The sequence below is a fragment of the Gordonia sp. (in: high G+C Gram-positive bacteria) genome, from assembly GCF_047606305.1.
Lineage (GTDB): Bacteria > Actinomycetota > Actinomycetes > Mycobacteriales > Mycobacteriaceae > Gordonia.
The window spans coordinates 1-9,932 of the sequence record NZ_JASGER010000008.1 but is presented as its reverse complement, the minus strand read 5'-3'; the positions used below and the strand labels follow the sequence as shown (position 1 = coordinate 9,932).

Annotated in this window: 9 protein-coding genes and 1 pseudogene; 1 reads left to right on the top strand and 9 read right to left on the bottom strand. The window is 70.6% G+C overall.

Translation table 11 applies throughout. The features are described from left to right. The 5 genes and pseudogenes from QM634_RS01215 to pgsA form a co-directional block, all read right to left on the bottom strand. Positions 1-491 (bottom strand): annotated as a pseudogene (locus QM634_RS01215) (glycosyl transferase); the annotation flags it as partial. A gap of 10 nt (positions 492-501) precedes the next feature. Further along, complete coding sequence (locus tag QM634_RS01210) at positions 502-1,293, bottom strand: PspA/IM30 family protein (protein ID WP_415040952.1); 792 nt, start codon at positions 1,291-1,293, stop codon at positions 502-504. Positions 1,294-1,368: 75 nt separating this feature from the next. Beyond that, positions 1,369-1,686, bottom strand: a complete 318-nt coding sequence (locus QM634_RS01205) for a helix-turn-helix domain-containing protein (RefSeq protein WP_415040951.1) — start codon at positions 1,684-1,686, stop codon at positions 1,369-1,371. Between the two features lie 26 nt (positions 1,687-1,712). Next, entirely contained in the window at positions 1,713-2,249 is a 537-nt protein-coding gene (locus tag QM634_RS01200) for a CinA family protein (RefSeq protein ID WP_415040950.1), read from the bottom strand. Beyond that, positions 2,242-2,844, bottom strand: coding sequence for a CDP-diacylglycerol--glycerol-3-phosphate 3-phosphatidyltransferase (gene pgsA / locus QM634_RS01195; protein WP_415040954.1), 603 nt, complete (start codon positions 2,842-2,844; stop codon positions 2,242-2,244). The genes QM634_RS01200 and pgsA overlap by 8 nt, the downstream gene beginning before the upstream one ends. Positions 2,845-2,970: 126 nt before the next feature. On the opposite strand from pgsA, the gene QM634_RS01190 reads away from it, so the two are divergent. Continuing rightward, positions 2,971-3,510 carry an amino-acid N-acetyltransferase gene (locus tag QM634_RS01190; protein WP_415040949.1) on the top strand — a complete coding sequence of 180 codons (540 nt, stop codon included), beginning with the start codon at positions 2,971-2,973 and terminating at the stop codon, positions 3,508-3,510. On the opposite strand, the gene QM634_RS01185 is transcribed toward QM634_RS01190, so the two are convergent. From QM634_RS01185 to QM634_RS01170, 4 genes are all read right to left on the bottom strand, one after another. Further along, positions 3,507-4,472: a TerC family protein gene (locus QM634_RS01185; RefSeq protein ID WP_415040948.1), complete on the bottom strand. Its 966-nt coding sequence runs from the start codon at positions 4,470-4,472 to the stop codon at positions 3,507-3,509. The genes QM634_RS01190 and QM634_RS01185 overlap by 4 nt on opposite strands. A gap of 198 nt (positions 4,473-4,670) precedes the next feature. Next, a complete protein-coding gene (locus QM634_RS01180; protein ID WP_415040947.1) occupies positions 4,671-5,087 on the bottom strand; it encodes a hypothetical protein in 417 nt (138 codons plus the stop codon). A 17-nt stretch (positions 5,088-5,104) separates the two neighbouring features. After that, complete coding sequence (locus QM634_RS01175) at positions 5,105-7,909, bottom strand: DNA translocase FtsK (protein WP_415040946.1); 2,805 nt, start codon at positions 7,907-7,909, stop codon at positions 5,105-5,107. Positions 7,910-8,000: 91 nt separating this feature from the next. Beyond that, positions 8,001-9,896 (bottom strand): ribonuclease J, encoded by a 1,896-nt coding sequence (locus QM634_RS01170; RefSeq protein WP_415040953.1) that lies wholly within the window; start codon positions 9,894-9,896, stop codon positions 8,001-8,003. Between the last annotated feature and the right edge of the window lie 36 nt (positions 9,897-9,932).

Genomic DNA, 9,932 nt, shown 5'->3' with positions numbered 1-9,932 from the left:
CGCTGGCGCTCCCCGGTGGCCACCGCCCGGGCGCTCATCGCCCGCAGCGCCCGGTCGCGCAGGCGCCCCAGCACGCCGGTCCCGGCGGCCAGACCCATCCCGATCGGCGGCAGGCCGCGGGATTGGTCGTAGAGCGGGTGCGGGGAGAGTTCGACCCACGGCAGTCCGGCGAGTTCGGCGGCCCATCCGCCGCAGCGGGTGATGACGTCGCCCACGACGAGGTCGAACCGACCGCGCAACCGCGGCTCCAACTCGACGGCCATCCGCGCGGCACGGGTACTCAGTTTCGCGCCGGCGTCCTCGTCGTCGTCGCCGTCGACGGCGGCGAGCCCCGGGAGGTCGGCGACCCGCGCCCCGACGACGTCGGCATCGCTCCACCGCGCACCGGTGAAGACGGTCGCAGAGTGACCGGCGGCGGCGAGGCGCTGGGCCAGGGCGAATGCGGGAAACGCGTGACCGGCTTCGTCACCGGCCACGAGGGCCACGCGCACGGCTGGTGTGTCAGCCCTTCTCAGTCTTGGGTCGCGCCTTCTTCTCCAGCGACGGCGCGGCGCCCGATTCGCCCTTCGGCAGTTCGCCCATGCTGGCGCGGATCTCCTCGAGGCGGGCGTGCCCGGCGAGCTTGGTGCTGGAGGCCTCGACCTCGGCCATCCGGCCCGACACCGAGTTCCGGGCGAGTTCGGCCGAGCCCAACGCATTCGCGTAGCGCTGCTCGATCTTCTCGCGGACCTGGTCCAGGCTCGGGGTGTTCCCCGGCACGGTCAGCTCGCTCATCTGCTGCAGCGACGCACTGACCTGCTCCTGCATCTTCGCCTGCTCCAGCTGGGTGAGCAGCTTGGAGCGCTCGGCGAGCTTCTGCTGCAGCATCATGGCGTTCCGCTCGACGGCCGTCTTCGCCTCCGACGCCGCCTGCAGGGACTGGTCGTGCAGGGTCTTGAGGTCCTCCACCGACTGCTCGGCGGTGACCAGCTGCGCGGCGAAGGCCTCCGCCGCGTTGGTGTACTCGGTCGCCTTGGCGGTGTCGCCGGCGGCGGTCGCCTGGTCGGCCAGGGTCAGGGCCTGGCGGGTGTTGGCCTGCAGCCGCTCGACGTCCTCGAGCTGACGGTTGAGCTTCATCTCCAGCTGGCGCTGGTTGCCGATCACGGCGGCGGCCTGCTGCGACAGCGCCTGGTGCTGGCGCTGGGCGTCCTCGATCGCCTGCTGGATCTGGATCTTGGGGTCGGCCTTGTCATCGATCGTGGCATTGCCCCAGGCCCGCATGTAGTTCCACATCTTCACGATCGGGTTGGCCATCTGCTCGTACTCTTTCGTCTCGGATGGGTGCGCGAACCGGTGCGCGCGATGGGTCAAATCTAACGCGCCGCGCGCCTACGCGGCGGCGAGCCGATCGGAATGCGCCGGTCGCGGCGCGGCCATGACGACCGGCGGCATCTGCGCGGCGGCCTCCGCGCGCAACGCGGTGCCCGCGTCGATCAGGAGGTCCGCGAGTTCCATGTCGAGGGCGTCGCAGATGGCGGCGAGCAGCTCGCTCGACGCCTCCTTCTGCCCGCGCTCGACCTCGGACAGGTAACCGAGCGAGACCCGGGCCGCGGTCGAGATCTCGCGCAGCGTGCGGTGCTGCTCGGTGCGCGCATGGCGCAGTCCGGCGCCCAGCGCCTCCCGCAAGAGCACGTTCTGCTCGACCATCAAGCCTCCTTCATCGCTCCGGGCCCTCATCGGGCTCCGTCGGCGAGCACCGCCGCCAACAACTCCTGCAGCGCCCGCCTCGCCGAGGTTAGTCGAATTTCCCATCGGCTGCCGCTCAGCTCCCAGGCGTGGGCGAACACCTCGTCCGACAGCGACCGCCGCCGGACCAGGCCACAGAACACCGTGCCCGGCTCGTGGCCGTCCTGGGGGTCGGGTCCGGCCACTCCGGTGAGTGCAACACCCCAGGTCGCATCCAAATTCCGGGCCGCGGCCAGGGCGAGCTGTCGCGCCGTGCTCGCCGCGACCGGACCGTCGGCGGCCAGCACCGCCGGGTCGACGCCGCCGATGCCGGCCTTCGCGTCGGTCGCGTACACCACGAGTCCACCGCGCAGCACCGCGCTCGCGCCGGGGACACCGGCGATCGTCGCGGACATCAGCCCGGCGGTCAGGGACTCTGCGGTGGCCACCGTCTGTCCGCGCACGCGGAGAGCCTCGACGAGGTCGGCGGCGGCCGTCCCCTCGGCCAGCGGGTCGTAGGACGGGTCGAACCTGGGGTCAGTCATCGCTCTTCGCGGCTCCTCGGCGCAGCGAGAGCGCCTGGTAGACGTAGTCGATGCCGGTCGCGACGGTCACGACCAGCGCGGCGGCCATCACGACATGGCCGGCCCACTCCCACGGGTGGGGCAACGGGAGCAGGTACAGGCCGATCGCGATCGACTGCAGCATGGTTTTCAGCTTGCCGCCCCGGCTGGCCGGGATCACGCCGTGCCGCAGCACCCAGAACCGCAGGGCGGTGACACCGACCTCGCGGACGATGATCACCGCGGTGACCCACCACGGCAGGACGCCCAGGACCGACAGGCCCACCAGGGCCGCGCCGACGAGCGCCTTGTCCGCGATCGGATCGGCGATCTTGCCGAAGTCGGTGACCAGGCCGTATTTGCGGGCCAGACGGCCGTCGACCTGGTCGGTGACGGCGGCGACGACGAAGATCGCAAAGGCCGCCAGACGCCAGACGGTCGACTTCCCGTCGTCGACGAACAGCACGACGACGAAGACCGGGACCAACAGCAGGCGCAGCACCGTCAAGTAGTTGGCGATGTTCCACACGGACGGCGGGGCGGACTCGACGGGGTGCCCGTCGGCGGCCGCCGCCATCCCCTGCGCGTCGGCACCGCCCTCGCATGTCTCCACGGATCCAGCCTAGCGGTGCGTCCCCGGCCCGCCGCGCTGCGGCCGGGCAAACACGCGGGTGTCGTCACCCCGGGGCTACGCTGTTCATCCATGACGGCTGCATCCGATTCCGGCGCGACGGTGGTCCGGCGCGCCCGCACGTCGGACGTCCCCCGTATCAAAGAGCTGATCGACGTCTATTCGGGCAAGATCCTGCTCGCGAAGAACCTGGTGACGTTGTACGAGTCGGTCCAAGAGTTCTGGGTGGCCGAACACGACGGCGCGGTCGTCGGCTGTGGGGCCCTGCACGTCCTGTGGTCCGACCTGGGCGAGGTGCGCACCGTCGCGGTGGACCCGGCGCACTCGGGCAAGGGGATCGGGCACCGGATCGTCGGGCGCCTGATGGCCGTCGCACGCCAGCTCGACCTGCACCGGGTGTTCGTGCTGACCTTCGAGACGGAGTTCTTCGCCCGGCACGGTTTCGCCGAGATCGAGGGGACGCCGGTCACCCGTGAGGTCTACGAGGAGATGTGCCGCTCCTACGACACCGGTGTCGCCGAGTTCCTCGACCTCTCGTACGTCAAGCCCAACACCCTCGGCAACACGCGCATGCTGGCCGTCCTCGACGACCGCCACGACCTGCCCGACTAGCGTCGCGCCTTCCGTGCCGAATAGACCAGGCTCGCGATGGTCGTGATTGCCAGCGTGCCGCCGATAACGGCCAGCGACAGCGGCGTGGACACCTCCGGCACCGGCACGTGCTCACCGCCGTTCACGAACCCCAGGGTGTTCTCGTGCAGCGCGTGCAGAACGAGCTTCAGGCCGATGAAGCCGAGGATGAAGGCCAGCCCGTAGGACAGGAACACCAGGCGGTCGAGCATGCCGCCGATCAGGAAGTACAGCTGGCGCAGACCCATCAGGGCGAAGGCGTTCGCGGTGAACACCAGGTAGGGCTGCTGCGTCAGACCGTAGATCGCGGGGATGGAGTCGAAGGCGAACAGCACGTCGGTGAACCCGATGACCACCAGCACCAACAGCAGCGGCGTCGCCATCCGCCGGCCGTCGACGCGGGTGAGCAGCCGGTCGCCGTCGTAGTCGTCGGAGGTGCGCAGCCGCCGCTTGGCGAACCGTTCGATCCGCCCGTCGCCGGGCGACTCGTCGCCGCTGCGGAGCATGTTGACCGCGGTGAGGATCAGGATCAGTCCGAAGGCGTAGAACACCCAGCTGTAGCGGGCGATCGCGGCGGCACCGACGGCGATGAAGGCGCCGCGCATGACCAGCGCCATGAGGATGCCGAGCAGCAGCACCTTCTGCTGGTAGATCCGCGGCACCGCGAAAGTGGCCATGATGACCACGAAGACGAAGAGGTTGTCGACCGACAGCGCCTTCTCGGTGACGTAGCCGGCGAAGTATTCGCCGGCGAATCCGCCGCCCCACTTCCACCACACGAAGAGCCCGAACGCGACGGCGATCGCGATGTAGACCGCCGACCAAAACCCCGATTCGCGCAGGGTCGGCTCGTGCGGCACGCGCACGTGGGCGAAGTAGTCGAAGACGAACAGCCCCAGGATGACCAGGGCGGTGATGGTCCAGGTGAGTGTCGAGATTGCCACGGGAGCCTCCAAAGCGCGCAGCACGAAGGCTGCGATGCTTCAGGTCTCTCCCATCCGGACCGATGGACCGGACCGACGTCCCGGGTTCCGCGTCGACGAGGTGATCGGCACACCGTCTCCGCGGCGCCGTAATGACGAGAGCGCCGTCGTGGGGATACTCCCCCTACAAGATCGTGCCGCCCAGTCTACCGCAGGGAGCTAGTGCACGCGGACCGTGAACCGCACCGGGCCGCGGCCGGGCTTGCTCATCGTCACCGACGTCTGACCGGGCGCGAGTGCCCGGACTCCGGGGTTGAAGCGCGCCCCGCCCTGAGCAGGCGGCAGCGCGCGACCCGGCGTGAAGGACGCCACCCGCCGATCGGCCACCCGGCCCCGGTAGGCGGTGACGTCGGCGTCGGGCACGTTGATGTTGAGCACCCGGCCCACGCGCAGGTCCACGGTGCGACCGGCCAGGTCGCCGATCGACATGGTCAGCGGTGCGATGACCCCGCCGCCGATGCGCGGTGCGGCATGGGCCGGATCGTCCTTGGCGCCACAGCTCACGACGGCGACGGCCGCGGCCGCAAGGGCCGCCACGGCGGCCCGACCGAATCGGATACCTGGTTGGGTGCTCATCGCGCCGAGTATAGGGCTCAGAACGGCGCCCCGTTGGCGTCCGCGCCGCCGGTGATCAGGGCGATGGTGCCGGCGAGGTCCTCGGGCTTGACCAGCACCTCGCGCGCCTTGGACCCCTCGGACGGCCCGACGATGCCGCGGGTCTCCATCAGGTCCATCAGGCGGCCGGCCTTCGCGAAGCCGACGCGCAGCTTGCGCTGCAGCATCGACGTGGAGCCCAGCTGACTGCTCACCACGAGTTCGATCGCCTGGAGCAGGTCGTCGAGATCGCCACCGATGTCGGCGTCGATCTCCTTCTTGTCGCCGGCCTTCTGCTCGGTGACCCCCTCGACGAACTCCGGCTGCGCCTGTTCCTTGGTGAACTCGACGACCGCGCTGATCTCCTCGTCGCTGATGTAGGCGCCCTGCATGCGCAGCGGCTTGCTCGCGCCCATGGGCAGGAAGAGCCCGTCGCCCATGCCGATCAGCTTCTCGGCGCCCGGCTGGTCGAGGATGACGCGCGAGTCGGTGACCGACTGCGTCGAGAACGCCAACCGCGACGGCACGTTCGTCTTGATCAGGCCGGTGACCACGTCCACCGACGGGCGCTGGGTGGCCAGCACCAGGTGGATGCCCGCCGCGCGCGCCTTCTGCGTGATGCGAACGATCGCGTCCTCGACGTCCTTGGGCGCGGTCATCATCAGGTCGGCGAGCTCGTCGACGATGGCGACGATGTACGGGTACGGCTGGTACACGCGCTCGCTGCCGAGTGGAGCCGTGATCTCGCCGGAGCGCACCTTGGTGTTGAAGTCGTCGATGTTGCGCACCCGGTTGGCCTGCATGTCCTGGTAGCGCTGTTCCATCTCCTCCACCAGCCAGGCGAGGGCGGCGGCCGCCTTCTTGGGCTGGGTGACGATCGGCGTGATCAGGTGCGGGATGCCCTCGTAGGGTGTCAGCTCGACCATCTTCGGGTCGATCAGGATGAGCCGCACGTCGTCGGGGCTGCACCGCGCCAGCAACGAGACCAGCATCGAGTTGACGAAGCTGGACTTGCCCGAACCCGTCGAACCGGCGACGAGCAGGTGCGGCATCTTGGCCAGGTTGGCCGTCACGAAGTCGCCCTCGACGTCCTTGCCCAGGCCGATGAGCAGCGGGTGCTTGTCCTTGCGGGTCTTCGGCGCCTTGAGCACGTCGGCCAGGCGGACCATCTCCCGGTCCGCGTTGGGCACCTCGATGCCGACCGCCGACTTGCCCGGGATGGGGGCGAGCAGGCGGACGTTGTCGGTGGCCGCCGCATAGGCGATGTTGCGCTGCAGGGCGGTGATCTTCTCGACTTTCACACCGGGACCGAGTTCGACCTCGTAGCGGGTGACGGTCGGCCCGCGCATGTAGCCGGTGACCGTGGCGTCGATCTTGAACTGGTCGAGGACCGCGGTGATGCGGTCGATCATCTCGTCGTTGGCACGACTGCCGCGCTTGGGCGGATCGCCGTCGATCAGCAGCTTCGCCGGTGGGAGGCGGTAGGCCCGCTTGCGGGGGCGCTTGGGCGCCGCCGGGACGGTGCCGATGGGCTCGGTGACCTCCTCGCCGATGGGCATCGTGACCTGGTTGGCCAGCCCCACGTCGTCGAGCGGGTCGACCGGCGCCGGCATCCGGCCGGCGGCCCCGCCGTCGAGCGGATAGTTCTCGTGCGGCGTCGGGGCCCGCCGGGGTGCGCGCGGGGCCGGGGCGGCCTCGTAGGGCTCGGCACCGGCGTCGGCGTCCCACGGGGCCGGCACGCCGACCGGAGTTTCGGCGTCGTAGTCGTCGTACTCGTACGCGGCGGCGGAGGCGGAGGCGTCGTAGCCGTCGTCGTAGTCCTCGTCGTACTCGTCGTACTCGTCGTAGTCCGCGTACTCGTCGTAGTCCTCGGCGAAGTCATCGGCGCCGACGACGCCGTAACGCCCGACCCCGGTGCCGATTCCCAGGTAGCCGCGGGCCCCGTCGAACAGGTCGCGCAGGCTGTGGCGGGAGATCAGCACGCCGCCGCCCAGGCACACCAGCACCAGCAGCGGGACGGCGAACCAGGGGGTGATTCCGCTGCTCAGCGGCGTACCCGCGGCGAATCCGAGGAATCCGCCGGCCTTGCTGCGGCCGTCGACGTCGACCGGTTGCCCGCCGATGAGGTGGATCAGGCCGAGCACCGACACGAGGACCAGCAGCGAACCGACGACGATGCGGGGTCGGCGCACCGGGTCGGCGGGCCGGCGCATCAGCACCATGGCCGCGACGAACAGGAGGACGGGCACCGCGTAGGCGCCGATGCCCACTCCGGCGCGGATGAGCGCGTCGAACAGCGGGCCGACCGGCTCGGCGACGCCGAACCAGACGAAGGCCGCCAGCGCGGCGGCCAGCACCAGCAGGATCAGGGCGATCGAGTCGCGCCGACGGTCGGGTTCGACGACGGACTGCTCGCCGTAGACGTCCGGGTCGTCGGAGGCCGGCGCCTCGTAGGCGCTGCCGATGCGGACGACCGAGCCGACGCCGCGGGCGGCGAAGGACCAGGCCGAGGCGATGCCGTGGCCGATTTGGGCCGTCGCCTTCGGGCGGTGCAGGTCCACCGAGGCGTTGGTCGCGCGTCCGCCCGACGGGCGCTTGCGCGCGGTGCCGCCCGACGATCCGCCGCGAGGGGCCGACGACCGGGTGCCGGACGTGCGCGTGGCCGATCCGCGTGGGCCCCCCGAGGAGGTCGTGCGCGAGCCGGTGGTGCGCGTCGAACCCGAGCGGGTGGACTTGGTCTTGCCGGCGGAGCCGCGGGTGGCGGTCGAGCGCGCGGCAGACCGACTGGGTGCCTTGGAAGCCATGAGAGGAAGCTTAACGCCACCAGTCACAACAATCACACACGCAACACGGGTAACGAGAGCCGTGTCGGATTTGTGACTTAACCGCCCACCGTCAGCCGTTGACCTCGAGAACGGTCGGCACGATCATCGGGCGCCGGCGGTAGGTCTCGGCGACCCACCGCCCGACCGCCCGACGGATGGTCTGGGCCACCGCGTGCGCATCGGTGATGCCCTCGGTCGACAACACGTCCAACGCGTCGTTGACGACCTCGGCCGCCTGCTTGAGCGCGTCGGGGCTGTCGGAGAAGCCGCGCCCGGACACCTCCGGCGTCGACACCGGTTTGCCGGTGGCGGCGTCCACCGCGACGGTGATCGCGATGAAGCCGCCCTCGCCGAGCACCAGGCGCTCGGACAGCGTCGACTCCCCCACGTCGCCGACCGACAGGCCGTCGACGTAGACGTGCCCGACCGGCACGCGGCCGACGATCTCGGCCAACCCGTCGACCATGTCGACGACGACACCGTCCTCGGCCAGGACGATCCGATCCGGGTCCACCCCGGTCGCCTCGGCCAGAGCGGCGTTGGCGCGCAGGTGGCGCCACTCGCCGTGCACCGGCATCGCGTTGGTCGGACGGACCGCGTTGTAGAGGTAGAGCAGCTCGCCGGCCGACGCGTGGCCGGACACGTGCACCTTGGCGCTCTGCTGCGTGATGACCTTCGCGCCGCGCCGCACCAGGCCGTTGACGACGGCGAACACCGAGTTCTCGTTGCCCGGGATGAGCGAGGAGGCCAGGACGACGAGGTCGTTCGCCCGGATGTTGATCTGGCGGTGTTCGCCGCGCGCCATCCGCGACAGCGCCGACAGCGGCTCGCCCTGCGATCCGGTCGAGATGAGCACGAGCCGGTCGTCGGGCAGCGAGGCCGCGGTGTCCAGGTCGACGACGACGCCGTCGGGGACCGACAGGTAGCCGAGGTCCTGGGCGATCTGCATGTTGCGGACCATCGAGCGGCCGACGAAGGCCACGCGGCGGTTGTGCCGGTCGGCGACGTCGACGATCTGCTGGATGCGGTGCACGTGGCTGGCGAAGGAGGCGACGATGACGCGTTGCCGCGCCTGGCCGATCACCTGGTCGAGGACGCCGCCGATCTCGCGCTCGGGCGTGACGAAGCCGGGGACCTCGGCATTGGTGGAGTCGACCAGGAACAGGTCGACGCCGTCGTCGCCGAGGCGGCTGAACCCGGCCAGGTCGGTGAGGCGGCCGTCGAGCGGCAACTGGTCGAGCTTGATGTCGCCGGTGTGCAGCGCCAGGCCGGCGGGCGTGCGGATCGCCACCGCGATCGCATCGGGGATCGAGTGGTTGACGGCGAAGTACTCGCAGTCGAAGGCACCGTGCTGGGTGCGCTGGCCCTCGACCACCTCGACCAGCCTCGGCCGCTGCCGGTGCTCGCGGCACTTGGCGGCGACGAGCGCGAGGGTGAACCGGGATCCGACGACCGGGATGTCGGCGCGCAGGCGCAGCAGGAACGGCACGGCGCCGATGTGGTCCTCGTGCCCGTGGGTGAGGATGATCGCGGCGACGTCGTCCATCCGGTCTTCGATGTAGTGGAAGTCCGGGAGGATCAGGTCCACGCCGGGCTGGGCGTCCTCGGGGAACAGCACGCCGCAGTCGACGATGAGCAGCTGGCCGTCGTATTCGAAGACCGTCATGTTGCGGCCGATCTCGCCGATCCCGCCGAGGGCGACCACGCGCAGTCCACCCTTGGGCAGCGTCGGCGGCAGACCGAGGCGGTCGACGGGCAGGGCACCGGCGGCCGCCGCTCCCCCGCCGCCCGATCCGGACTTCTTGCGCTTGTTCTTGTTCTTGCGGTTGCGCTTGGCGGGCGCGTCCCCGGCGCCGGTGCCCCCCGACGATCCGCCCGGGACCTGCGCGCGGGATTCCTCGACGGCCGTCGTCTCGACCGGTACGTCGACGGCGGGAACGCCCGGTTCCGGGGCGTCGCCCGGCAGCGCGGGAGCCTGGGCGGGCGTGGCCTCGGCGGGCGG